At 70.4% G+C, this 23544-nt stretch carries 22 protein-coding genes and 1 tRNA gene; 12 read left to right on the forward strand and 11 right to left on the reverse strand.

The window, feature by feature from the left end; all coding sequences use genetic code 11:
* Positions 1–35: 35 nt before the first annotated feature.
* Positions 36–1829 (forward strand): ABC-F family ATP-binding cassette domain-containing protein, encoded by a 1794-nt coding sequence (locus tag IFR11_RS07365; RefSeq protein WP_055839674.1) that lies wholly within the window; start codon positions 36–38, stop codon positions 1827–1829.
* Between the two features lie 46 nt (positions 1830–1875).
* On the opposite strand, the gene IFR11_RS07370 is transcribed toward IFR11_RS07365, so the two are convergent.
* Together IFR11_RS07370 and IFR11_RS07375 are read right to left on the reverse strand one after the other, a co-directional pair.
* The gene (locus IFR11_RS07370) at positions 1876–2388 is read right to left on the reverse strand and encodes a hypothetical protein (RefSeq protein WP_055839671.1); all 513 of its coding nucleotides are present in this window, start codon (positions 2386–2388) and stop codon (positions 1876–1878) included.
* Complete coding sequence (locus tag IFR11_RS07375; protein ID WP_181016034.1) at positions 2385–2837, reverse strand: MarR family winged helix-turn-helix transcriptional regulator; 453 nt, start codon at positions 2835–2837, stop codon at positions 2385–2387. Before IFR11_RS07375 ends, IFR11_RS07370 begins: the two co-directional genes overlap by 4 nt.
* Before the next feature lie 138 nt (positions 2838–2975).
* Here IFR11_RS07375 and IFR11_RS07380 point away from each other — a divergent pair.
* From IFR11_RS07380 to IFR11_RS07410, 7 genes are all read left to right on the forward strand, one after another.
* Positions 2976–3047, forward strand: a tRNA-Gln gene (locus IFR11_RS07380).
* 1 nt (position 3048) lies between these two features.
* Entirely contained in the window at positions 3049–4497 is a 1449-nt protein-coding gene (gene glmU, locus IFR11_RS07385) for a bifunctional UDP-N-acetylglucosamine diphosphorylase/glucosamine-1-phosphate N-acetyltransferase GlmU (protein WP_191915719.1), read from the forward strand.
* Positions 4487–5521 (forward strand): ribose-phosphate diphosphokinase, encoded by a 1035-nt coding sequence (locus tag IFR11_RS07390; RefSeq protein WP_055839665.1) that lies wholly within the window; start codon positions 4487–4489, stop codon positions 5519–5521. Before glmU ends, IFR11_RS07390 begins: the two co-directional genes overlap by 11 nt.
* A gap of 154 nt (positions 5522–5675) precedes the next feature.
* Positions 5676–6170, forward strand: coding sequence for an FMN-binding protein (locus tag IFR11_RS07395; RefSeq protein ID WP_070409654.1), 495 nt, complete (start codon positions 5676–5678; stop codon positions 6168–6170).
* Between the two features lie 5 nt (positions 6171–6175).
* Positions 6176–7054, forward strand: coding sequence for an FAD:protein FMN transferase (locus IFR11_RS07400; RefSeq protein WP_191915720.1), 879 nt, complete (start codon positions 6176–6178; stop codon positions 7052–7054).
* Positions 7051–8604 carry a flavodoxin reductase gene (locus IFR11_RS07405; RefSeq protein ID WP_191915721.1) on the forward strand — a complete coding sequence of 518 codons (1554 nt, stop codon included), beginning with the start codon at positions 7051–7053 and terminating at the stop codon, positions 8602–8604. The genes IFR11_RS07400 and IFR11_RS07405 overlap by 4 nt, the downstream gene beginning before the upstream one ends.
* 79 nt (positions 8605–8683) lie before the next feature.
* Complete coding sequence (locus IFR11_RS07410; protein ID WP_055839652.1) at positions 8684–9160, forward strand: NUDIX domain-containing protein; 477 nt, start codon at positions 8684–8686, stop codon at positions 9158–9160.
* 10 nt (positions 9161–9170) lie between these two features.
* On the opposite strand, the gene IFR11_RS07415 is transcribed toward IFR11_RS07410, so the two are convergent.
* From IFR11_RS07415 to IFR11_RS07440, 6 genes are all read right to left on the reverse strand, one after another.
* Positions 9171–10700, reverse strand: coding sequence for a sensor histidine kinase (locus IFR11_RS07415; RefSeq protein ID WP_342030263.1), 1530 nt, complete (start codon positions 10698–10700; stop codon positions 9171–9173).
* Positions 10697–11431 (reverse strand): response regulator transcription factor, encoded by a 735-nt coding sequence (locus IFR11_RS07420; RefSeq protein ID WP_055839647.1) that lies wholly within the window; start codon positions 11429–11431, stop codon positions 10697–10699. Before IFR11_RS07420 ends, IFR11_RS07415 begins: the two co-directional genes overlap by 4 nt.
* Before the next feature lie 5 nt (positions 11432–11436).
* Entirely contained in the window at positions 11437–11862 is a 426-nt protein-coding gene (locus IFR11_RS07425; protein ID WP_274604436.1) for a VanZ family protein, read from the reverse strand.
* Between the two features lie 50 nt (positions 11863–11912).
* On the reverse strand, positions 11913–13508 hold the full coding sequence (gene gndA, locus IFR11_RS07430; RefSeq protein WP_055839643.1) for an NADP-dependent phosphogluconate dehydrogenase: 1596 nt from the start codon (positions 13506–13508) through the stop codon (positions 11913–11915).
* An 88-nt stretch (positions 13509–13596) separates the two neighbouring features.
* Positions 13597–14079 carry a gluconokinase gene (locus IFR11_RS07435; RefSeq protein ID WP_055839902.1) on the reverse strand — a complete coding sequence of 161 codons (483 nt, stop codon included), beginning with the start codon at positions 14077–14079 and terminating at the stop codon, positions 13597–13599.
* Positions 14080–14188: 109 nt separating this feature from the next.
* The gene (locus tag IFR11_RS07440; protein ID WP_191915724.1) at positions 14189–15592 is read right to left on the reverse strand and encodes a GntP family permease; all 1404 of its coding nucleotides are present in this window, start codon (positions 15590–15592) and stop codon (positions 14189–14191) included.
* A 128-nt stretch (positions 15593–15720) separates the two neighbouring features.
* Here IFR11_RS07440 and IFR11_RS07445 point away from each other — a divergent pair, with 128 nt between their 5' ends.
* Positions 15721–16431, forward strand: a complete 711-nt coding sequence (locus tag IFR11_RS07445) for a FadR/GntR family transcriptional regulator (protein WP_191915725.1) — start codon at positions 15721–15723, stop codon at positions 16429–16431.
* 6 nt (positions 16432–16437) lie between these two features.
* On the opposite strand, the gene IFR11_RS16570 is transcribed toward IFR11_RS07445, so the two are convergent.
* The gene (locus tag IFR11_RS16570) at positions 16438–16563 is read right to left on the reverse strand and encodes a hypothetical protein (RefSeq protein ID WP_268768484.1); all 126 of its coding nucleotides are present in this window, start codon (positions 16561–16563) and stop codon (positions 16438–16440) included.
* A 394-nt stretch (positions 16564–16957) separates the two neighbouring features.
* Here IFR11_RS16570 and IFR11_RS07450 point away from each other — a divergent pair, with 394 nt between their 5' ends.
* The gene (locus IFR11_RS07450; RefSeq protein ID WP_055839634.1) at positions 16958–17584 is read left to right on the forward strand and encodes a 50S ribosomal protein L25/general stress protein Ctc; all 627 of its coding nucleotides are present in this window, start codon (positions 16958–16960) and stop codon (positions 17582–17584) included.
* 107 nt (positions 17585–17691) lie between these two features.
* Positions 17692–18276, forward strand: coding sequence for an aminoacyl-tRNA hydrolase (gene pth / locus IFR11_RS07455; protein ID WP_055839631.1), 585 nt, complete (start codon positions 17692–17694; stop codon positions 18274–18276).
* A gap of 72 nt (positions 18277–18348) precedes the next feature.
* Here the strand turns inward: pth and IFR11_RS07460 are convergent, their stop codons facing one another.
* Positions 18349–18858 (reverse strand): hypothetical protein, encoded by a 510-nt coding sequence (locus tag IFR11_RS07460; RefSeq protein ID WP_055839628.1) that lies wholly within the window; start codon positions 18856–18858, stop codon positions 18349–18351.
* Between the two features lie 114 nt (positions 18859–18972).
* Positions 18973–19455, reverse strand: a complete 483-nt coding sequence (locus IFR11_RS07465) for a hypothetical protein (RefSeq protein ID WP_191915726.1) — start codon at positions 19453–19455, stop codon at positions 18973–18975.
* A 117-nt stretch (positions 19456–19572) separates the two neighbouring features.
* On the opposite strand from IFR11_RS07465, the gene mfd reads away from it, so the two are divergent.
* The gene (mfd, locus tag IFR11_RS07470) at positions 19573–23160 is read left to right on the forward strand and encodes a transcription-repair coupling factor (RefSeq protein WP_191915727.1); all 3588 of its coding nucleotides are present in this window, start codon (positions 19573–19575) and stop codon (positions 23158–23160) included.
* Positions 23161–23544: the final 384 nt, after the last annotated feature.

The raw sequence follows: 23544 nt of genomic DNA on the forward strand, positions 1-23544 counted from the left end.
GCGCGAGCCCGCGCACCGCGTAGCCTGGGACGGATATGGCACATCTGCTCGGGGGCGAAGCCCTGCACCTGGAATACCCGACCAAGGTCGTCTTCGACTCCGTCTCGCTCGGCGTCAACGAGGGCGACCGCATCGGCATCGTCGGTCGCAACGGCGACGGCAAGTCGAGCCTGCTCGGTATGCTCGCCGGCATCCGTGAGCCCGACGGCGGGCGCGTGACGGTGCGCGGCGGTGTGACCGTCGGCGTGCTCGATCAACAGGACACCCTCGACGACGACGAGACCATCGGCCACGCGGTCGTCGGCGAGCGCGCCGAGCACGAGTGGGCGGGCGATGCGCGCACGCGCGACGTCATCGCCGGACTCCTGGGCGACCTGCCGTGGGACGCGCGCCTCGGCGACCTCTCGGGCGGGCAGCGCCGTCGCGTGGCACTGGCCCAGCTGCTGTCGGGCGACTGGGACGTGCTCTTCCTCGACGAGCCGACGAACCACCTCGACGTCGAGGCCATCACCTGGCTGGCCGGGCACCTCCGGCGGCGGTGGGCGCCCTCGGCCGGCGGCCTGCTCGTCGTGACGCACGATCGGTGGTTCCTCGACGAGATCTGCACCGCCACCTGGGAGGTGCACGATCGCCTGGTCGAGCCCTTCGAGGGCGGGTACGCGGCCTACATCCTTCAGCGCGTCGAGCGCGACCGCCAGGCCGCGACGATCGAACAGCGTCGGCAGAACCTCGCGCGCAAAGAGCTCGCGTGGCTGCGCCGCGGTGCCCCCGCGCGCACGTCGAAGCCGAAGTTCCGCATCGATGCGGCCAACGAGCTCATCGCCGACGTGCCCGAGATCCGCGACCGCGTCGCGCTGCAGTCCCTCGCCGTCGCGCGCCTCGGCAAAGACGTCGTCGACCTTCTCGATGTCGGGGTGACGTACGGCGACCACACCGTACTGAAAGACATCGAGTGGCGCATCGCACCGGGGGAGCGCACCGGCATTCTGGGCGTCAACGGCGCCGGCAAGTCGACGCTGCTGAACCTGGTGACCGGCTCGCTCGAACCCACGAGCGGACGCGTGAAGCGCGGCAAGACCGTCAAGGTCGCCACCCTCACCCAGCGCCTCGACGAGCTCGAGCAGCACATGAACGATCCCGTCCGCGTGGTGATCGCGAATCTGCGCACGACGTACTCGTTCGGTACGGGCTCGAAGGCGAAGGAGCTCACCCCCGGAGAACTCCTCGAGCGCCTCGGCTTCTCGAGCGCCCAGCTCTCGACGCCCGTGAAAGACCTCTCGGGTGGTCAGAAGCGGCGCCTGCAGCTCCTGCTCGTCATCCTCGACCAGCCGAACGTGCTGATCCTCGACGAGCCCACCAACGACCTCGACACCGACATGCTCGCGGCCATGGAAGACCTGCTCGACTCCTGGTCGGGCACGCTCATCGTGGTCTCGCACGACCGCTACTTCCTCGAGCGGGTCACCGATCAGCAGTTCGCGATCCTCGACGCCAAGCTCCGCCACCTTCCCGGGGGCGTCGACGAATACTTGCGGCTGCGCGCGCTCCAGGATGCCGAGCCCTCGCGGTCCGCGGCATCCGGCACCGTGGCGACGGCTCCGGGGCTGCAGGGCGCCGAGCTGCGCGCCGCGCAGAAAGAGGCCTCGGCCACCGAACGACGCATCGAGAAGCTGCAGCAGCAGATCGACAAGGCGAAGGCTGCTCTGGCCGACCACGACCAGGGCGACTACGTGGGCCTCGGTACGGAGATGCAGCGCATCTCGCAGCTCGAGAGCGAGCGCGACCAGCTCGAGATGACGTGGTTCGAGCTCACCGAAGCCATCGGCTGACTCCGGCCACCGGTCCCGCCACGTGCCGCGCGCGGCGGCGCGGGACTCAGTGGATGACGAGCTCGAGCAGCACGATGAAGATGCCGAGGCACGCCGTGGCGAAGCCCCCGAGCAGGCGGCCGAGCAGACCCGCGCCTCGGCGCCGGTAGGCGCTGTACCCGAGGAGCGCGAGCACGAGGAACGTGGTCCACCCGCAGAGCTCAGCCGCGTCGCTGACCGAGACGCCGGTGGCGCCGGCCCACACGAGCACGAGCATCGCGGGCACCGACGCGTAGAGCATGCCCGCGCCGTGACGCATGCCCTCGCGTGTGGCGTGGCGCAGGCCGTGCGTGGCGTGCTCGGTGAGCGTGTGCGCGAAGACGTGGGCGATGAAGAACACGAACAGCGAACCCGTCGACGTCAGCAGCACCTCCCACACCGATTCGGCGTGGTCGTCGGCGATGGTGACGAAGGCGGCGAACACGATCAAGCCGTAGATGGCGGCGGGAGAGCGGAAGCGCACGTCGAACCACGCCTTCACGCGCGTCCACGCCGACGGCGCCTCGACCGGGGCGCTCATGCGTCGAACCCCAGGCTGAGCTTGCGCAGCAGCGTCGCGAGGCGATCGCGGTCGCCGCGCGAGAGTCCCTCGAGCAGCAGGGCCTCGGCATCGACGAGCCGGGTGATCGCGGCATCCACGCGTACGCGTCCGTCTTCGGTCAGGGTCACCAGGATGCTCCGTCCGTCCTGCGGATCGGCCTCGCGCCGCACGAAACGGCGGGCGACGAGTCGGTCGATGCGATTGGTCATGGTGCCGCTCGAGACCAGGGTCTGTTGCAGCAGTTGCTTGGGGCTCAGTTGATACGGCTCGCCGGCACGGCGCAACGCCGACAGCACGTCCCACTCCCACGACTCGATGTCGCTGCGCCGGAACGCCTCTTTGCGCGCGATGTCGAGGTGACGCGACAAGCGTGCGACGCGCGAGAGCACCTCGAGGGGGGAGAAATCGAGGTCGGGGCGCTGATGCATCCACGCATCGACGATGCGGTCGACCTCGTCGCTGTCCCGGCTCACCGTCTCATTATGTCGAGAGCCGTCGCGGTCGCGTCGCGCCGCCCGTGCGAGACGGCGTCGTCTGGCAGACTTGACCGGTGCCCGCGGGCACGGTCCGCTGTGGTGTAACGGCAGCACGACAGCCTTTGGAGCTGTTAGGTCCAGGTTCGAATCCTGGCGGCGGAGCATGACAACACCGACCGAGCTCGCCGTCGTCGTCCTCGCCGCGGGTCAAGGCACCCGCATGCGGTCGCGCACCCCCAAGGTGCTGCACCCCGTCGGTGGTCGTCCGCTCGTCGGTCACGTGCTCGACACCGCGGCGTCCCTCGACCCGGCGCGCATCGTCGTGGTCGTGCGACACGAGCGGCAGCTGGTCGCCGACACCGTCGCCGAGCTCGCCCCGGGTGTCGTCGTCGTCGATCAAGACGAGGTCCCCGGCACCGGCCGCGCGGTCGAGGCCGCGCTGGAGGCGCTCGAGGGGTTCGAGGGCGACGTGCTCGTGCTGAGCGCCGACGTGCCGCTGCTCGAGACCGGAACGCTCACCGAGCTGCTCGCCACTCACCGCACGGGAGGGTCGGCGGTCACCCTCCTGAGCGCCCGCGTCGACCAGCCGTTCGGCTACGGCCGCATCATCCGCGACGACGCCGACGGCGTCCGCCGCATCGTCGAGCAGAAAGACGCCACGGCCGACGAGGCCGCGGTCACCGAGATCAACGTGGGCGTCTACGTCTTCCAGGCCGCGCCGCTGCGCGCGCAGTTGGCGCTCGTGGGGACCGCGAACGCCCAGGGCGAGAAGTACCTCACCGACGTGATCGGGCTCCTCCGCGACGCGCAGCTCGGGGTCGCGGCATCCGTCACCCCCGATGCCTCCGCGGCCCTCGGCGTCAACGACCGTGTGCAGCTGTCGGAGGCGGGGCGCACCCTCAACGCCCGCACCGTGCGCCGGTGGCAGCTCGAGGGCGTCACCGTCGTCGACCCGGCCACGACCTGGATCGACGTCACCGCGACGCTGGCCCCCGACGTCACGATCCTGCCCAACACGCACGTGCGCGGTGCCACCGTGATCGCCTCGGGCGCCACGATCGGACCCGACACCACCCTCGTCGACTGCGAGGTGGGCGAGGACGCCACCATCACGCGCACCGATGGAACGCTCGCGGTCGTCGAAGCGGGAGCCACCGTCGGCCCCTTCGCCTACCTGCGCGCCAACGCGCGCGTCGGCGTGAACGGCAAGGTCGGCACCTTCGTCGAGGTGAAGAACTCCTCCATCGGCGAGGGAAGCAAGGTGCCCCACCTGTCGTACATCGGCGACACCGACATCGGTCGCGGCGTCAACCTCGGCGCGGGAGCGATCACCGCGAACTACGACGATCTCACCAAGCACCGCACCGTGATCGGCGACGAGGTGCACAGCGGCTCGCACAACGTCTTCGTCGCGCCGGTTACGATTGGAGACGGCGCCAAGACGGGCGCCGGCGCCGTCATCCGCAAGGACGTCCCCGCCGGTGCGTTGGCGCTCAGCGTGGCACCCCAGCGCAACATCGAGGGGTGGGTCGAGAAGAACCGACCGGGCACTGCGGCGGCCGACGTGGCCGCGCGGGCCCGGGCTGAACAGGAAGCGGCCGATGGCTCGTAAGAAGAATCGTGTAGATCTCGACCGCGACAACGGCATCGCCCCCGGCCTCGTCGCCAAGACGAAGAAGCGGCTGGTCGTCGCGTCCGGACGCTCGCACCTCGACCTCGCCGCACAGGTCACCCATCACCTGGGCACCGAACTGGCCCCCACCGAGCACCGCACCTTCGCCTCGGGCGAGATCTACACCCGCTTCGAGGTGTCGATCCGCGGGTGCGACGTGTTCGTCATCCAGTCCTTCGGGCCGCCGGTCAACGAGTGGCTCATGGAGCTGCTCATCATGCTCGACGCGCTCAAGCGCGCCTCGGCCAAGCGCATCACGGTCGTCGCTCCGTACTTCCCGTACTCGCGGCAAGACAAGAAGGGCCGCGGCCGTGAGCCGATCAGTGCCCGTCTCGTCGCCGACCTGCTGAAGACGGCCGGCGCCGACCGCATCATGAGCGTCGACCTGCACGCGGCGCAGATCCAGGGCTTCTTCGACGGCCCCGTCGACCACCTCTTCGCCAAGCCCGTGCTGCTCGAGCACTTCCAGCACACGCTCACCGGCGAAGACCGCGAGACCCTCACGGTCGTCTCGCCCGACATGGGCCGCGTGCGCGTGGCCGACACCTGGTCCGACAGCCTGGGCGCGCCGCTCGCGATCATCCACAAGCGCCGTGACCCGAAGGTCGCCAACCAGGTCTCGGTGCACGAGATCGTCGGTGACGTGAACGGCCGCACCTGCCTGCTGGTCGACGACATGATCGACACCGGCGGCACGATCCAGAAGGCCGCGCAGGCGCTCAAGGCCGCTGGTGCCCGCAAGGTCATCGTCGCCGCCACCCACGCGATCTTCAGTGACCCGGCCACCGAGCGACTGCAGGATGCCGCGATCGACGAGGTCGTCGTCACCGACACCGTCCCGCTGCCGCCCGAGCGCCGCTTCGACCGGCTCACGGTGCTGCCGATCGCTCCGCTGCTGGCCCGCGCGATCCACGAGGTCTTCGAGGACGGCTCGGTCACGAGCATGTTCGGCGGCGACGCGTAAGCGACCGTTCGAAAACCCCCGCCCGCGGTTCGAGGCGGGGGTTTTCGCGTCCTCGTTCACAGCCCGCACAAAGGTGTGAACCGGAACGCCACCAAGGTCGTGTCCCTACCGTGAGAACGAACGCGCCGCGAGGCACGACCGAAGGAGGACCCTCATGATCCGCACCACAGCCGTACCCCGTCCCGTCCGCATCGGCACCGCCCTGCTGGGCGTCGCCGGAATCGTCACCCTCGCCGGATGCTCCGGCGGTACCACCACCACCGACGCCGCGGCCCCCGCCGAGACCAGCGCCGCGAGCGCTGCCCCCAACGCCACCGCGAGCGCTGCCGCCGGCGGCTCGACGGCCGCGGGGACCTACACGGACGGCACGTACGAGGCCACCGGTCAGTACGCCACCCCCGAGAGCGTCGAGACCATCGACGTCACCCTCGTCCTGGCCGGTGACACCGTCACCGACGTCACGGTGACGGGCGACCCGCAGGCGGCCGAATCGCAGCGCTACCAGGGCGAGTTCATCGGCGGGATCAAGGACGAGGTCGTCGGCAAGAAGCTCGACGAGATCTCGGTGAGCAAGGTGGCCGGTTCGTCGCTGACCAGCGGCGGATTCATGAAGGCCGTCGACACCATCAAGACCGAGGCGAAGGCCTGACCCTCGTGTCCACTCCGACCGCGACGGGCTCGACCTGGGTCTTCGACGCGATCGGCACGTCGTGGGCGATCGAGACGGCACACCCCCTGCCCTCGATCGCCCGCGACGCGGTGTCGGGCGTCGTCGAGCGTTTCGACCGGGAGTGGTCGCGATTCCGCGACGACTCGCTGGTGTCGGCCCTCGCCGAGGGCCGGGCGGCATCCGTGCCCGCCCCCGACGACGCGCACGCCATGCTCTCGATGTACGACGAGCTCGACGCCGCGACGGGCGGGGCGGTCAACCCGCTGGTCGGCGACTCGCTGGCCCGTCTGGGCTACGACGCGCGACTCACGCTCGCCCCCCGGGGTGAGCCGCAGCCCGCACCGTCGTGGCGCGACACCCTGACGTGGGGGAGCGATCAGCTCGCCTTGCGCGCACCCGCGACGATCGACGTCGGCGCCCTCGGCAAGGGGCGGCTGGTCGACCTCGTGCACGACACGGTGCGCCGTCACGTCGACGGCGACGTCGTGGTCGACGGGTCGGGAGACCTGGCCGCGAGCGGGGCCCCGATCCGCGTCGCCCTCGAGCACCCCTACGATTCGACGCGCGCGATCGGCGTGGCCACCGTGGTCGACGGCGCGCTGTGCGCCTCGGCGATCAACCGACGCGCGTGGGGAGACGGGCTCCATCACGTCCTCGACGCCCGCACGGGAGCGCCGGTGCGCGCGTTCGCGGCGACCTGGGCGCTCGCCGACACCGCGATGCGGGCCGACGCCCTCGCGACGGCACTGTTCTTCGACGGCGGGCCCGAGCTCGCCGCCACCTGGAAGGCGCACTGGGTGCGCATGCGTACCGACGGCCGCGTGGAGTGGTCGCCCGGATTCGACGGAGAGGTCTTCTCGTGACCACCACCCTCACCGCGGGTTCCACCCGCGTGCTCGGCTTGATCGGCCGGGTCTCGATGTACCGGCTCGTGATGTTCTCACTGGGCCTTCTGGCGCTGATCGCGCTCGTGCTGTCGTTCGCCGGCCAGGTCGGTCCGCAGCCGCTCGAGATCGTCGTCAGCGCGGTGGTACTCGCGCTCGCGTGCGCCCTCACCGATCTCGCGGCGCAGAGCCTGCTCCGGATGCCGCGCCGGCTCGAGTCCTCGCTGATCACCGCCGCGATCCTGCTGTTCGTGCTGCGGCCGACGCTGGAGCCGATCGGCCTCGCCGGTCTCGTGCTCGCGGGTGTCGTGGCATCCGCATCGAAGTATCTGCTCGCCTGGCGCGGTCGCCACATCTTCAACCCGGCCGCCACGGGAGCCGCCGTCCTGACCATCGTCAGCATCTGGGCGCCCGATCTGGGCTCCTCCGCCTGGTGGGTCGGCTCGCCGTGGATGGCGGCCCCCGTTCTCGTGCTGGGCGTGCTGCTGCTGGTGCGCACCGACAAGCTCCCCGTGGTCGTGACCTTCTGGCTCGTGGCCATGACGGTCGCTTTCGTGCGCACGACGGTGCAGTTCCAGGCGGCGGGGTTCCCCGTCGATGTGCCGACCGTGCTGCTGCAGGTCGCGTTCTCGTCGCCGTTCCTGTTCCTGGGGGCCTTCATGCTCTCGGAGCCCCTGACGCTGCCCCCGCGCCGCGCGCAGCAGTACGTCGTGGCGGTCGTGGTCGGCGTGCTGGCCGGCTGGCCGCTGGCGGTCGGCGCGATCACGCTCGGTCAGGAGCGCGCCCTGCTGATCGGAAACCTCGTGGCGTTCCTGTTCTGCCTGCGTGCCGCGGTGCGACTTCGGGTGGAGCGGCGGCGGGACCTCACTCCCACCGTGCGCGAACTGACGTTCCACGCGGCGCGACCCTTCTCGTTCTCGCCCGGGCAGTACCTCGAGCTCGATGTGCCCCACCGTCGCCCCGACGGTCGCGGAACGCGCCGCGAGTTCTCGATCGCCTCAGCCCCCGAAGACCTGCCCGAGGTGCGCATCGCCTTCAAGGACGGTTCGCAGTCGTCGTACAAGAAGGCCCTCGCCGCGGTCGAGCCCGGCGGAACGCTCGCGGTGACCGGCGTGTGGGGCGACTTCGTGCTCCCCGCGCGCCCCACGGCGCCCGTGCTGATGGTGGCGGCCGGCATCGGCGTGACCCCGTTCGTGTCGCAGTTGCGGCACCTCGCCGCCACGGGTCAGCGTCGCGACGCCGTGCTCGCCTATGTCGTGTCGGGGTCGGACGAGCTCGCGTTCCGCGACGACATCGTCGCCAGCGGCATCCCGGTCGTGGTGTTCTCGCCCGACGAGCCGGTCGATCTGCCGGCCGGGTGGGTCTGGGCGGGACCCGATCGGGTGGATGCCGAGGGGCTCCTGCGCGCCGTTCCCGACCTCGCGCAGCGTGCGGCCTACGTGTCGGGCCCGCCGCGATTGATCGCGGCTCTCGCACCCGCCCTGGGGAAGGCGAAGTCGCTCACGACCGACGCGTTCGCGGGGTACTGAGCGGCCGAGGTGGCGTATGCGGCGGCGGGCGGCGGGGGATCGACCCGGCCGTCCGCCGGGCTCGGTCTACAGTGAACGCGTGCCCACTCCCGACTTCGTCCTCGAGCTGCGCCGCCACGTCGGCACCATGCCCCTGCCGCTCGTCGGCGTCACCGCGGTGATCGTCCGCGGCGACGACGTCTTGCTCGGTCGCCGCAGCGACTCGGGTCGGCTCACCCCGATCACCGGCATCGTCGACCCGGGTGAGGAGCCGGCCGATGCCGCGGCGCGCGAGGCCGAGGAAGAGGCCGGCGTGCGCATCGACGTCGACCGACTGGTCTGGGTTCACCAGATCCCGCGCGTGACGTACGACAACGGCGATCAGAGCGACTACCTCGACCTGGTCTTCGCCTGCACGTGGCGCTCGGGCGAGCCGGTGCCGGTCGACGGCGAGATGACCGAGGTCGGTTGGTTCGCCCTCGACGAGGTCGACGCCCTCCTCGACGCCGAGATGGCCGGGCGCGTGCGCGCCGCCCGCCAGACCGGTCCCGCGCGTTTCGAGCGCCGCGCCGACTGAGCGCGTCGGCTCACACGGGGTCGGCGGGCTTCGCGGGCAGGCGCACCTCGAAGGTCGTGTCACCGGGCGTGCTCCGCACGCCGATCGTGCCGTTGTGCGCCTCGACGATCGCGCGGGCGATCGAGAGCCCCAGACCCGTTCCGCCGGTCTTGCGGTCGCGGGAGCGATCGCCGCGGGCGAAGCGCTCGAACAACTGCGCAGCGACCGAGGGATCGATGCCCGGGCCGTCGTCGTGCACGCGCAGCACGGCTTCGTCGCCCTCGTGGGCGACCGAGACGGCCACCACGGTGCCCGCCGGCGTGTGCGTGCGGGCGTTGGCGAGGAGGTTCGCGACGACCTGGTGCAGACGCGAGGAGTCGCCGGCGAGCTCGACCGGTTGGTCGGGCACGTCGATGGTCCAGGCGTGGTCGGGTCCGGCGGGACGCGCGTCGCCGACGGCCTCCACCGCGAGGCGGGTGAGGTCGACCGACCCGTAGACGAGCTCCTGGCCCTCGTCGAGGCGCGCCAGCAGCAGCAGGTCTTCGACGAGCGTCGTCATGCGCAGCGACTGCGCCTGGATGCGTTCGAGCGACTGCTCGGTGGTCTCGACGGCCAGCTCGATGCGTTGGCGGCTCTCGTCGTCGTGCGCTTGGCGCATGGCTCGCAGCGACAACTCCGAGAACCCGCGGATGGATGCCAGGGGCGTGCGCAGTTCGTGACTGGCATCCGCCACGAAGCGGCGCATGAGCTCCTCATTGCGCTGGCGAGCCGTCAGCGAGGCGTCGACGGTGTCGAGGAGGGAGTTGAGGGCGAGGCCGACCTGACCGATCTCGGTGTGCTCGTCGACCTGGTCGGCGGGGACGCGCTCGGTGATCGACACGTCGCCCTGGTCCATGCGCAACGAGGCGACGCGGGTGGCGGTCTCGGCGACGGCGCGTAGCGGCTTGAGCCCCAGGCGGATGACGATGGCGATGACGACGGCGAGCAGCAGCAGGCCGCCGGCGGTCACGAGGGCGACGGTGGTGAGGATGGCCCCGATGTAGCCCGTGACGTTGGACAGGGGGAGCCCGACCAAGAAGGCGACCCCGCCGGGTGAGCTGTAGGAGCGCACGAGGTACTCGCCGAGGTTGGGCAGGTTCACCGTCTGCGCGGCGGGGTCGGTGGAGCGCAGGCTGTCGGCGATCTGCCCGAGGTCGTCGGTGGTCAGGGCCCGCGCGCCGCCCTCGCTGACCACGGCGCCGGTGAGGGCGTTGCGCGAGTTCATCACGAGCAGGGTGCCCGGGTCGCGGGGGCCCGCCTCGAGCACTTCTTCGGCCGTGCTCTGGAATCCGATCTGCGACTGCACCGACGAGGCGGCGTCGGTGACCGAGGCGTCGAGGTTGTAGAAGAGGATCTGGCTCAGGATCGCGCTGGTCGAGATGCCGATCATCACGAGGATGAACGCCACCATGCCGATGACCGCCGTCATCAGGCGCGCCTGCAGGGTCCAGGGCCGGCGCAGGCGCGTGAACCTCTCACCCGCGGTCGCGGGGGGCGGCGCCGGTCGCGGGGGAATGCTCACTGGGGGGCTTTGATCATGTAGCCGACGCCGCGCACCGTGTGGATGAGCGGCTCGTGGCCGGCGTCGATCTTCTTGCGCAGGTACGAGATGTACAGCTCCACGACGCTGGAGCGTCCGCCGAAGTCGTAGTTCCAGACGCGGTCGAGGATCTGCGCCTTCGACACCACGCGCCGCTGGTTGCGCATGAGGAAGCGCAGCAGCTCGAACTCGGTCGCCGTCAGCTCGATCTCGTGGCCCCCGCGCACGACCTCGTGGCTGTCTTCGTTGAGCGACAGGTCGCCGACGCGCAGGATGGGCTCGGAGTCGCGGGTGAGTGCGGTGCCCGCGCGCCGCATGAGGCCCCGGAGCCGCGCCACGACCTCTTCGAGGCTGAACGGCTTGGTGACGTAGTCGTCGCCGCCCGCGGTGAGGCCGGCGACGCGGTCGGCCACCGCGTCCTTCGCGGTGAGGAAGAGCACGGGCACGTCGTTGCCCGAGTGACGCAGTCGCTGCAACACCGCCATGCCGTCGAGGTCGGGCATCATGATGTCGAGCACCATGGCATCGGGCTCGAAGTCGCGGGCGGCCGACAGGGCGTCGAAGCCCGACCCGGCGGTGCGCACCTCCCAACCCTCCATGCGCAGGGCCATCGAGAGCAGATCGGTGAGCATCTGCTCGTCGTCGACGACGAGCACCCGCAGGGCGCTCCCGTCGGGGCGGGTGAAGGCGGGGGCGGGGGCGGTCGCGGTCATGGAACTCATTGTGCTCGCGTATCTATGAGCTTTCTATGGCGTGGGTTATGGGAATCCTGAGAGCCGCGCAGCAGGCGCCTGAGAAGGACCAGCGCGACCACGCCGAGACCGGCCCCGAGGGTGTTCGCGACGACGTCGCGCGCATCGGCGACGCGCGTGGGAAGGAACACCAGCTGGGTGGTCTCGATCGAGATGCTCAGCAGCAGAGCGATCAGGAGGCCGTGCCACCAGCGCCCGCCCCAGCCGAGCACGAGCAGTCCCAGGGGGACGAACATCGCCACGTTCGAGGCGGACTCCACCACATCGAACGTGACCCACGCGGTGGGCGGCCACGCCGCCAGCACGCGCAGGACGGCGGTGAGGATGCCGCCCACACCGGCGTCGTATATCGAGGGGCGCAGCGTCATCCACCAGAGACCGAACGCGTACAACGCCGAAGCGGCGACGAGCAGTGCTCGCCGCCGCTTCGAGAGGGCCCTGATCAGTGGGTGTCCTCGGCTTCGATCTCGGTGCGGTCGCCCGACCAGAGGGTGTGGAACGTGCCCTCTTTGTCGATGCGGCGGTACGTGTGCGCCCCGAAGAAGTCGCGCTGACCCTGGATGAGGGCGGCGGGCAGACGCTCGGCGCGCAGGCCGTCGTAGTACGCCAGCGACGAGCTGAACGCGGGGGCCGGGATGCCGCTGTCGGCCGACAGCGAGACGATGTGACGCCAGGCGTCCTGCGCGCGGCCCAGGGCCTCGACGAAGTACGGAGCGGTCAGCAGCACGGGCAGCTCGGGGGCGGCGTCGTAGGCCTCGGCGATGCGGTTGAGGAACTGCGCGCGGATGATGCAGCCGCCGCGCCACAGCTTCGACACGGCGCCCAGGTCGATGTTCCAGTCGTACTGGGCGGCACCGGCGCGGATCTCGTCGAAGCCCTGGCTGTACGCGACGATCTTCGAGGCGTACAGCGCCAGGCGCACCTGCTCGATGAACGCGTCGGCGTCGGCGCCCGCGAGCACGTCCGTGCCCGAGGGGCCGGGGAGCTCGCGCGAGACCTCGCGCTGCTCGGGGTGGCTCGACAGCGACCGGGCGAAGGTGGCCTCGGCGATGCCAGAGACGGGGACGCCCAGGTCGAGGGCGGTCTGCACCGTCCAGGCGCCGGTGCCCTTGGCACCGGCCTGGTCGAGGATGACGTCGACCAGGGGCTTGCCGGTGTCGGCGTCGGTCTGGCGCAGGACCTCGGCGGTGATCTCGATGAGGTACGACTCGAGCTCCCCGCGGTTCCACTCGGCGAACACGTCGGCGATCTCGGCCGGGCTCTTGCCGGTGGCGCGACGGATGAGGTCGTACGCCTCGGCGATGAGCTGCATGTCGGCGTACTCGATGCCGTTGTGCACCATCTTCACGAAGTGGCCCGCGCCGTCGTGGCCGACGTGCGCCACGCACGGCTCGCCCTCGGCGACCGCGGCGATGGACTTCAGGATGGGGCCGAGGGTGGCCCAGGCCTCGTCGGAGCCGCCGGGCATGATCGAGGGGCCGAGCAGCGCGCCCTCTTCTCCGCCCGAGACGCCCATCCCGACGTAGTTGATGCCCGTGTCGCGCACGGCCTTCTCGCGGCGGATCGTGTCGGTGAAGAGCGCGTTGCCCCCGTCGACGATGATGTCGCCCGGCTCGAACACCTTCACCAGCTCGTCGATGACGAAGTCGGTGGGGCGGCCGGCCTTGACCATGATGATCGCCGTGCGCGGAACCGACAGCGACGCCGCGAAGTCGGCGTACGAGAACGAGGGCACGAATTCGGCCTCGGGGTGCGCCTCGACGAGGTGCTCGGTCTTGTCGGCGCTGCGGTTGAACACCGCGACCGTGTTGCCCTCGCGGCTGGCGAGGTTGCGCGCGAGGTTCGAGCCCATCACGGCCAGGCCCACGACGCCGATGTTGGCGCGGCCGTCGCCCTCGCCCTGGGGGCGGGAGTCGGCCTCGACGGTGGGGCGGTCCACCTCTTCGATGCCGGGCGCACCCTCGTGCACCTGGGCGGCTTCGTGAGGGGCCTGATCCTGGTCGGTCGAAGGTCCGGTCGGGGAGGGGGTCGACGTCATTCGTTGCTCCGTATTCGGGTGCGAGAAAGGGGTGGGCGAGCGCACGCGGGCTGCCGCTGCCACTGTATCGGCTCGACCCGCGTGTCTCTCAGGGGGTGGCGAGGCGGAGCAGGGCGATGGCTTCGTCGACCTGCTCCTGGGGCGTCATGTCGAGGTCGATGCGGATCGCCTGCTCGTCGGCATCCGGGATCTCGAGGGTCTCGAACTGCGACGTCAGCAGCGACGGCGGCATGTAGTGGCCCTGGCGGCGCAGGAGACGTTCGAGCACGAGCTTCGGGTCGCCCATCAGCAGCACGAACGACACCTGGTCGCGGCGCAGCACGTCGCGGTAGCTGCGCTTGAGCGCCGAGCACGTGATGACGCCGGGGCGTCCGGCGGCGATCTGCCCGTCGATCCAACCGGCGACCCGGTCGAGCCAGGGCCAGCGGTCGTCGTCGTTCAACGCGTGACCGGCCGCCATCTTGGCGACGTTCTCCTGCGGGTGCAGGTCGTCGCCCTCTTGGAAGTCCCAGCCGAGGCGACCGGCGAGCATTCCGGCGACCGTGGACTTGCCGGTTCCGGCGGGTCCCATGAACACGAGGACGGGGGGAGCGGATGCCGACGACGCGGCGGGCCGTTCGGCGTCGACGTGTGCGGCAGAGGTCGGTGTGGAGGTCATGTCGTGGTTCCCTTCGCTCGACTCAGACGAACACGCTGATCACGAGGACGCCGGCCAGGCCCGTGACCGAGATCACGCACTCCAGCACGGTCCATGTTTTCAGGGTCATCGGGATGTCGAGACCGAAGTACTCCTTGATGAGCCAGAATCCGGCGTCGTTGACGTGGCTGAGGAACACCGATCCCGCACCGATCGCCAGCACGAGCAGCGCGGTCATGGGGGCGTCGAGGGTCTCGGTGAGCGGCTGGAGGATGCCGGCGGCGGTGATGGTCGCCACCGTCGCCGAGCCGGTCGCCACGCGGATGACCACGGCGACGAGCCAGGCGAGCAGCAGGACCGACACGCTGGAACCGGCGACGAGGTCGGCGATCACCTTGCCGATACCCGTGTCGACGAGGACCTGCTTGAAGCCTCCACCGGCGCCGACGATGAGGAGGATGCCGGCGATCGGACCGAGAGAGGAGCCGACGACGGTCGTGAGGCGGGCGCGATCGAAGCCGGCGCCGCGGCCGAGGACGACGAAGCCGACGAGCACGGCGAGCAGCAGCGCGATGATCGGCAGGCCCAGGAAGTCGATGACGACCTTCCACGCGTCGGTCGAGCCCGGCGCGACGATGTCGGCGACGGCCTTGAGCAGCATGAGGAAGACGGGCAGCAGGATGCTGCCGAGGGTGGCGGCGAACGACGGGCGTCGCGCGGGCTCGTCTCCCTTCTCCTCGGCCGAGAGGAAGAGCTCGGGGACGGGCACCGGAGCCCAGCGGGCGGCGAGGGGCGCGAACAGGGGGCCGGCGATGATGACGGCGGGGATCGCCACGATGACGCCGAAGAAAAGGGTGAGGCCGAGGTTGGCGCCGAGAGCGTCGATCGCGGCGAGGGGGCCGGGGTGCGGGGGCACGAGGCCGTGCATCGCCGAAAGGCCGGCGAGGGTGGGGATCGCGATCTTCATCAGGGCGACACCCGAGCGGCGGGCCACGAGGATGATCACGGGCACCAGCAGCACGAGGCCGACCTCGAAGAACATCGGCAGTCCGATGATCGCGCCGATGAGCCCCATGACCCACGGCAGGCTGCGCGGGGTGGCGCGGGCGACGAGGGTGTCGACGATGCGGTCCGCTCCTCCGGAGTCGGCCAGGAGCTTGCCGTAGATGGCGCCGAGGGCGACGAGGATTCCGACCCCGCCCATGGTGGATCCGAAGCCTCCGGTGAAGCTCGTCACGGTGGTGGGGATCGCCATGCCGGCCACGACACCGGTGGTCAGGGCGCCGATGGTCAGGGCGAGGAAGGGGTGCAGCTTGCCCCACGTGATCAGCACCACGATGAGTGCGACGCCCACGAGGGCGGCGGTGATGAGCTGCCCGGCGGGCGCGGCGGGACCGCTGTCGGCGGCGGCGAGCACGAGCGCGGGGGAGAGGGATGTGATGGCCATGAGCGTCCTTGGTCCGGCGGGCGGCAGCGATACCGCAGGTCTATTTGTCGTACATAAAAGCACAGGATGACGAATTCTGCACGACAAATATGTCTGTCAGTCCGGATGACGTCTGTCATCATCGGGGGATGACGATGGACCGTCCGCCCGTGCCGACCCTGCACGACGCACTCGTGGACCGCGTCGGCTCCGCCATCGTGCGCGGCGAGATCGCCGCGGGGTCCCGCCTGGTCACGGGCGAACTCGCCGAGGGGTCGTCACGCGGGGCCGGACGCGAGGCGGTGCGCGTGCTGCAGTCGCTGGGGCTGGTGCGGGTGCGACGCAAGACCGGCGTCGAGGTGCTGCCGGCGACGGACTGGAACGTCTACGCCCCGGAGATCATCGCCTGGCGACTCGCCGGACCCGGTCGCGACGCGCAACTGCGCGAACTCGGTGAGCTGCGCGCGGCCATCGAGCCGCTCGCGGCGCACGGGGCGGCGGTCCACGCCGACGACGCGCAGCGTCGGGAGCTCGTCTCCGCCGTCATGGAGATGGCGCGTACCGAGAACCACGCCGACGGCGGGGAGTACCTCGCGGCCGACGTGCGGTTCCACCGGACGCTGCTCTCCGCGTCGGGCAACGCGATGTTCGCCGCGCTGGGCACGGTCGTCGAATCCGTGCTCGTCGGGCGCACGCTGCACGAACTCATGCCGCACGACGCCAACCCGCACGCGGTGCGCTGGCATCAGGACGTGGCGTTCGCCGTGACCGCCGGGCGTGCTGATGAGGCCGCCGACGCGATGCGGTGGATCGTCCGCGAAGCGGACGACGCCATGCGGGGCGTGGCCCGAGAGGACTGAACGGCGTCAGTGCTTCTTGTACGCCGCCGAGCGGCCCAGGGTGAAGAGGGCGCCGACCGTGCCGACCAGGCCGATCGCGGCGATGCCGCCGATGACCCAGAGCACGACGTGAGAGAAGAAGCCGCTGTCCATGATGATCCTCCGGGTCGATTGGCCTCTCGACTCTACCGTCGCGCCCACCGAACCGACGCCGTGCGCCTCCGCGGCTCCGCACCCCCGGCGGTGCCGCACGCATCGGCGAGGGTGGTCGGGGCGGTGGCCGCGGGAGCTCGTCGAGCCCCGAATGAGCGTCGAGGAGGCCCACCTCCGGGCGGGTCGTGCCGACGGTCGCGCGCTGGTAGACTTCCGGGGAACTTCGGCGAGGGAATGCCGCGCACCGTCAGGTGCACGCGGCATCCGTGATCGACGCGGTGATGCAGGCTTCCGGCTTTCCTCACGCGATCGCGTTCGAGTCGAATCCAGACCACACACGCGCGGACCCGGTCCGCTCACAAGCTGCGGGACACGTACCCGCGAGGAGAACATCATGTCGGAAGACAACAAGGTCGTCGCGGAACTCCGCGAGAACTTCGGCAAGGGCTTCGCCCGTCGCCTCCGCGCCGCGGGCAAGATCCCGGCCGTCATCTACGGTCACGGCACCGAGCCCCAGCACGTCGCGCTGCCCGGCCACCAGGTCGCGCTGCTCATCCGTCGCGCCAACGCGCTGCTCGACCTCGACATCGCCGGCAAGGGCCAGCTCGTCCTCGTCAAGGACGTGCAGAAGGACCCCGTGCGTCAGATCATCGAGCACATCGACCTGATCGTGATCAACAAGGGCGAGAAGGTCCAGGTCGACGTGCCCGTCACGGTCGTCGGCGAGCCCTTCTCCGGCACGGTCGCCAACCTCGAGAACACCACGGTGTCGCTCGAAGTCGAGGCCACCCACATCCCCCAGAACATCGAGGTCTCGGTCGAGGGCGCCGAGGACGGCACGCAGATCACCGCCGCCGACCTGACCCTCCCCGCCGGCGCGGTTCTGGTGACCGAGCCCGACACGCTGATCATCGGCGTCTCGGTCCCCCTCGACACGCTCGCTGCCGACGAAGAGATCGCCGAAGCCGACGCAGAGGTCGCCGAGGAGCAGTCCGAAGAGGCCGAGGGCGACCAGAACTGATCTCCGGCGGGCCGCGTCACGGCCTGCCGACCACGAGGGGGCGCGTTTTCGCGCCCCCTCGTTTTCTCTGTGCGGGGTCCGAGCGCGGACCCGGAAGGATGGATGCCATGGCAGACACCTGGCTGATCGTCGGTCTCGGCAACCCCGGCCCGCGGTACGAGGCGACCCGGCACAACATCGGTCAGATGGTCATGGATGAGCTGGCATCCCGCCGCCGCGAGGCTTTCCGCGCGCACAAGGCGAACGCGCGCGTCGTCGAGACCTGGCTGCGGCCGGGCGCGGCGAAGCTCGTGCTGGCCAAGCCCAACAGCTTCATGAACGTCTCGGGCGGGCCGGTGGCCGGCCTCGCCCGGTTCTACGGCACCGAGCCCGAGCGCGTGGTCGTCGTGCACGACGAGCTCGACATCCCCTACGACACGATCAAGCTGAAGACCGGCGGGGGTCACGGCGGCCATAACGGGGTGCGCGACATCGCGAAGGCACTGGCGACGCCCGAGTTCCCCCGGGTGCGCGTCGGCATCGGCCGGCCGGTGGGGCGGCAGGATCCCGCGGACTGGGTGCTCGATCCCTTCAGCGCGACCGAGCGTCAGACGCTCCCCATCCTCGTGTCCGATGCGGCGGACGCGGTGGAGATGCTCGTCGACGAGGGCCTGGTGGCCGCGCAGCAGCGCTTCCACGCCCCCCGCAGCTGACACCGCGACCCGCGCGGGTTCGAACGACGACGGCCCCGGTCTCGAGAGATCGGGGCCGTCGATGTGCCGGTGTCACATGCTGGGCGCCACTCCCAGGCCGACCCCGCCCACGAAGGCGACGATGACGGCGATGCCGCCGAGCACGGCGATGACCACGGCGGCGATTCCCCAGCCGCGTCCGCGGTTCTTGACCGCCGCGACGATGCCCTGGATGAAGCCCCAGAGGCCGAAGATGCCGTAGACCGCGAAGGCCGTCACGCTGAGGACGGCGATCAGGATGGCGGTCTGTTCGGTACCGGGCGGGAGGGTGCTCGGGTCGATCTCGCCGCTGGCGTCGGCGTACTGCGCCAGGGAACCGCTCTGCAGGCCCGCGATGAGGGCGCAGACGATGCCGACGACCACGCCGACCATCGACGCGAGGAACGCGATGAGGCCCAGGGTCCGCGAACCCTTCGCCCCTCGGGACGACGGCGGGGGAGCGTAGGCCGGTGCGGCGGGTGCGCCGTACGCGGGCTCCGCGGCGCCGGCGCGCGCGACGGGCGGGTCGTAGGGCTCGGGGGGCGGTGGGGTGACGCTGCTCACGGTGTCCTCCTCAGGTCGGAGACGGGCCGGATCCGCCCGTCGCTCCAGTGTAGGAACGACGGCGGGGTGACCGCCCGGGCTGGACGCGCCGCGCCGGAGCACGGTAGCGCGGGCTCAGACGACCGAGCCCCCGCCCGCCGGCATCGTCGCGACTCCACCGACGACGGCGATCACGATGAACGCCGCGAACAGAAGGGGGCCGAGCACTGACACCACGATCGCCCCGATGCCGGCGCCGCGACCCGCGGCGCGGGCCGTGGCCACCACGCCCAGCACGAAGGCGATGAGGCCGATGACGGTGGCCGTCCAGAACGTGACCTCCGCGGCGAGGACCAGGTCGCGTACGGGTGAGAACACCCGCCAGTCGACCGTCGTCGAGTTCAGGAGGTCGGGGCCGACGCCCCGGGCGATGCGGAAGGCGAGGAACCCTCCGACGGCGGATGCCAGCACCGTGGCGATGAGCGACAGCAGCAGCGCCCAGGTTCCCAGGGGGCGTCCTCGACGTGCGACGGGCGGGGGAGTCAGCAGCGTGCCGGCCGGGGGCGCGACGTGCGGTGCGGCGAAGACCGGGCCGTTCGGGGCGCTCGGAGAGGACATGCGGCCACTCTACGAGAACGCCCGAGCGGACGGTGAGCCGGATCCGGGTGTCGATCACGGGCGACCACGACTGTCCAGCCGGGTCCGATGTCGGTACCCCCGCGTAGACTTCTGCGAGTGACAGTTCCCGGGATCGTGCGCGCCCTCGAGCAGGCTGAGTCGTACCGTGAGGCCGCTTCTGCGGCCTCCGCCGACCTGTCTCTCTCCCTCGTCGACGGACTCGACGCCCCCGTCATCGCGGGCCTCGTCGAACGACGCCGGGCGGCGGGTGAGCCGGGTGCCGTCCTCGTGATCACCCCGACCGGCCGACGCGCCGAGTCGCTCGGTCCGGCTCTGGACGCCGTCCTTCCGGGTGCGCAGGTGCTCCATTTCCCCGCGTGGGAGACGCTGCCGCACGAGCGGCTCAGCCCGAGCCCCGAGACGGTCGGACGCCGCCTCGATGTGCTGCGGCGGATCGCGGCGTGGGATGGGCGGGCACCCCTCGTCGTCACGGCCTCGGTGCGCAGCGCCCTGCAGCCGCTGGCCCCCGGCCTCGGCGACGTCGAGCCGATCGAACTCGTCGTGGGCGGACGCGGTCACGAGCTCGAGTCCGTCATCATGCGCCTGGTCGAGCTGGCCTACCACCGCGTCGACATGGTCTCGCGGCGCGGCGAGTTCGCCGTGCGCGGAGGCATCCTCGACGTGTTCCCCACCGTGGCCGACCACCCCTTCCGCGTCGAGTTCTTCGGCGACGAGGTCGATCAGATCCGGGCCTTCTCGGTCGCCGACCAGCGCTCTCTGCCGGGAGACGTGGCATCCGTGTCGCTCAACCCCAGCCGCGAACTCCTTCTCACCGCCGAGGTGCGCTCCCGTGCCGCCGACCTGCGCGACGGCTACCCGGGTCTGCGTCAGCTGCTCGAGAAGATGGCCGAGGGCATCCCCGCTGAGGGCATGGAGTCCCTCATCCCGGTGCTGGTCGACGACCTCGTCACCCTCGTCCACTACCTCCCGGGCGGCAGTGCGGTGGCGCTGGTCGACCCCGAGCGCTCGACGGCGCGTGCCACCACGCTGGGTGACACCAACCGCGAGTTCCTCGAGGCCGCGTGGTCGGCGGCGACCGCCGGCGCCGACACCCCCGTCGACCTCGACTCGGGCGACTTCGTCACCCTGCACGACCTGCACGAGATCTCGAGCGGACGTGGCGGCGTGTGGTGGCAGCTGAGCGCGTTCGACTCGGGCGCAGCGGATGCCGAAGACGAGGGCCTCGTGGTCGGTGATGAGTCCGCGTACCGGGTGAAGGCCGATCCCGTCCCCTCGTACCAGGGCAATGTCGACGGCGCGACGTCGCACGTCGGACAGCTCTTGGCCGACGGGTGGTCCGTGGTGGTCACCGCGTCGGGCCCCGGCATGGTCGATCGAGCGCGCGACGTGCTGGCCGAGCGCGGCATCGCGGCGCGACGCGTCGACGAGGTGCGCACGCCCCCCGAGCCGGGGGTCGCGCACGTCGTGTGCGCACCGCTGGAACGCGGATTCCACCTGCCCGAGGCGAAGTTCGCCGTCATCACCGAAACCGAGTTCTACGGTCGTTCGGTCAGCGGCGACAACCGCGGCCCGAAGAAGCTGGCGTCGCGCCGCCGCAACGTCGTCGACCCGCTGCAGCTGAAGCCGGGCGACGTGGTGGTGCACGCGACCCACGGCATCGGCAAGTTCCTCGAACTCACGCAGCGCGAGGTGTCGAGCGGCGGGCGCAACGCGGTCAAGACGACCAAGGAGTACCTCGTCCTGGAGTACGCCCCGGCCAAGCGCGGGTACCCGGGCGACAAGCTCTTCGTCCCCACCGACCAGCTCGACCTGCTGTCGAAGTACGTCGGCGGCGAGGCGCCCACGCTGTCGAAGATGGGCGGAGGCGACTGGGCCGCGGCGAAGGGGCGGGCACGCAAGGCGGTCCGTGACATCGCGGTCGAACTGGTGAAGCTGTATTCGGCGCGCATGGCGTCGAAGGGGTACGCCTTCGGACCCGACACCCCCTGGCAACGCGAGCTCGAAGAGGCCTTCCCGTTCGCCGAGACCCTCGACCAGCTGCAGACGATCGACGAGATCAAGGCCGACATGGAGAAGCCGATCCCCATGGATCGCCTGCTGTCGGGCGACGTGGGTTTCGGTAAGACCGAGGTCGCCGTGCGCGCCGCCTTCAAGGCGATCCAGGACGGCAAGCAGGTCGCCATGCTCGTGCCGACGACGCTGCTGGTCAAACAGCACCTCGAGACCTTCGCGGAGCGCTTCGCGGGCTTCCCGGTCACGGTTAGGCCGTTGTCGCGCTTCCAGAGCGACAAAGAGGCGAAGGCGACGCTGGCGGGGATCGCCGACGGCACCGTCGACATGGTCATCGGAACGCACCGCATCCTCACCGAGAAGGTGCACTTCAAAGACCTCGGTCTCATGATCATCGACGAGGAGCAGCGGTTCGGCGTCGAGCACAAGGACTCTCTCAAGAAGCTCAAGACGAACGTCGACATCCTGGCCATGAGCGCCACGCCCATTCCGCGCACGCTCGAGATGGCGGTCACCGGCATTCGCGAGATGTCGACGCTGGCGACTCCGCCCGAGGACCGGCATCCGATCCTGTCGTACGTGGGTCCGCGTAACGACAAGCAGGTGGCGGCTGCCATCCGCCGCGAACTCCTGCGCGAGGGACAGATCTTCTACGTGCACAACCGCGTGTCGTCCATCCAGCGGGTCGCCGCTCATCTCTCCGAACTCGTCCCCGAGGCGCGCGTCGTGGTCGCGCACGGGCAGATGGGGGAGCACGCCCTCGAGCAGGTCGTCGACGACTTCTGGGAGCGCCGGGCCGACGTGCTCGTCTCGACGACGATCATCGAGACCGGCCTCGACATCTCGAACGCCAACACGATCATCATCGACCGGGCCGACAAGTACGGACTCTCGCAGTTGCACCAGCTGCGCGGACGCGTGGGCCGTGGGCGCGATCGTGCCTACGCGTACTTCCTGTACGACGAGATGAAGCCGCTCTCCGAGACGGCGGCCGACCGTCTCGAGACCATTGCCGTCAACAACGACCTGGGCAGCGGCATGCAGGTCGCCTTGAAAGACCTCGAGCTGCGCGGCGCGGGAAACCTGCTCGGTGCCGAGCAGGCCGGGCACATCGCCGGCGTCGGGTTCGATCTGTACCTGCGCATGATCGGCGAGGCCGTGTCGACCTTCCGCGGCGAAGACGTCGATGGCCCCACCGAGCTCCGTCTGGAGCTGCCGATCGACGCGCGTCTGCCGGAGTTCTACATCGACAGTGAGCGGTTGCGCCTCGAGGCGTACCAGAAGCTGTCGGCGGCGGCATCCGCCACGGCCAAGAACGACGCCATCGACCTGGTGGTCGAGGAGCTCCGCGACCGGTATGGCGAGCCACCGGCCGAGGTCGAGGGGCTCATCGCCGTCGCTCGACTTCGCCGGCGGGCCGCGCAAGCGGGTCTCGCCGACGTGGTCGCGATGGGGTCGAACCTGCGGGTCGCACCGGCGAACCTCGCCGACTCCATGCGGGTGCGCCTTCAGCGCCTGTACCCCAAGGCGAAGCTCGTCGCGGGGGGAGACGCCATGGTGGTTCCGCTTCCGCAGGATGCCGATGATGCGAACCTCCTCGCGTGGGTGCGTCAGCTGCTCGACGCCCTCTGGCCGCTGCCGGTCGACAAGGCCTCCGAGCCCGCGTCGGTCTGATCGGATGAGACCCGCACCCGTGACGGGGCGGGTCTCCGGGGGAGCGGCGAATCCCGCGTCATTCCGGTGATCCGGCGCCGTGACACGCCCGGGATGTGGCTGGATTCGCCGAGTCGGTGTCCCGCACGTAATCTTTTACTTGTTCGCCCCACAGGGGAGAGCGGCTCGGCCGAAAGGCCCCGCATCCTCTCAAGTGGTGAACCACCCAGAACACACACCGAATGGTGTAACGTTCTGGTCTGGCCTTCGGCCCGCTTCTCACGACGTTGATCTTCTACAGGTCCCACGGTGAGAGACAAGGGGTCGTGGGTCGTAGGCGTGAATTGCCTCACGGGTAGGTCGAGAGATTGTTTCTGTGGGTGCGTCCGTTCCTTGAGAACTCAA

The organism is Microbacterium sp. CFBP 8801 (assembly GCF_014839455.1).
Taxonomy (GTDB): Bacteria; Actinomycetota; Actinomycetes; order Actinomycetales; family Microbacteriaceae; genus Microbacterium.

Excerpts from the sequence above, each read along its gene's own strand:
- IFR11_RS07365 (WP_055839674.1), top strand. The coding sequence starts at position 36 with ATGGCACATCTGCTCGGGGGCGAAGCCCTGCACCTGGAATACCCGACC.
- IFR11_RS07370 (WP_055839671.1), bottom strand. The coding sequence starts at position 2,388 with ATGAGCGCCCCGGTCGAGGCGCCGTCGGCGTGGACGCGCGTGAAGGCG.
- IFR11_RS07375 (WP_181016034.1), bottom strand. The coding sequence starts at position 2,837 with ATGCATCAGCGCCCCGACCTCGATTTCTCCCCCCTCGAGGTGCTCTCG.
- glmU (WP_191915719.1), top strand. The coding sequence starts at position 3,049 with ATGACAACACCGACCGAGCTCGCCGTCGTCGTCCTCGCCGCGGGTCAA.
- IFR11_RS07390 (WP_055839665.1), top strand. The coding sequence starts at position 4,487 with ATGGCTCGTAAGAAGAATCGTGTAGATCTCGACCGCGACAACGGCATC.
- IFR11_RS07395 (WP_070409654.1), top strand. The coding sequence starts at position 5,676 with ATGATCCGCACCACAGCCGTACCCCGTCCCGTCCGCATCGGCACCGCC.
- IFR11_RS07420 (WP_055839647.1), bottom strand. The coding sequence starts at position 11,431 with ATGACCGCGACCGCCCCCGCCCCCGCCTTCACCCGCCCCGACGGGAGC.
- gndA (WP_055839643.1), bottom strand. The coding sequence starts at position 13,508 with ATGACGTCGACCCCCTCCCCGACCGGACCTTCGACCGACCAGGATCAG.
- IFR11_RS07435 (WP_055839902.1), bottom strand. The coding sequence starts at position 14,079 with ATGGGACCCGCCGGAACCGGCAAGTCCACGGTCGCCGGAATGCTCGCC.
- IFR11_RS07440 (WP_191915724.1), bottom strand. The coding sequence starts at position 15,592 with ATGGCCATCACATCCCTCTCCCCCGCGCTCGTGCTCGCCGCCGCCGAC.
- IFR11_RS07445 (WP_191915725.1), top strand. The coding sequence starts at position 15,721 with ATGACGATGGACCGTCCGCCCGTGCCGACCCTGCACGACGCACTCGTG.
- IFR11_RS16570 (WP_268768484.1), bottom strand. The coding sequence starts at position 16,563 with ATGGACAGCGGCTTCTTCTCTCACGTCGTGCTCTGGGTCATCGGCGGC.
- IFR11_RS07450 (WP_055839634.1), top strand. The coding sequence starts at position 16,958 with ATGTCGGAAGACAACAAGGTCGTCGCGGAACTCCGCGAGAACTTCGGC.
- pth (WP_055839631.1), top strand. The coding sequence starts at position 17,692 with ATGGCAGACACCTGGCTGATCGTCGGTCTCGGCAACCCCGGCCCGCGG.
- IFR11_RS07465 (WP_191915726.1), bottom strand. The coding sequence starts at position 19,455 with ATGTCCTCTCCGAGCGCCCCGAACGGCCCGGTCTTCGCCGCACCGCAC.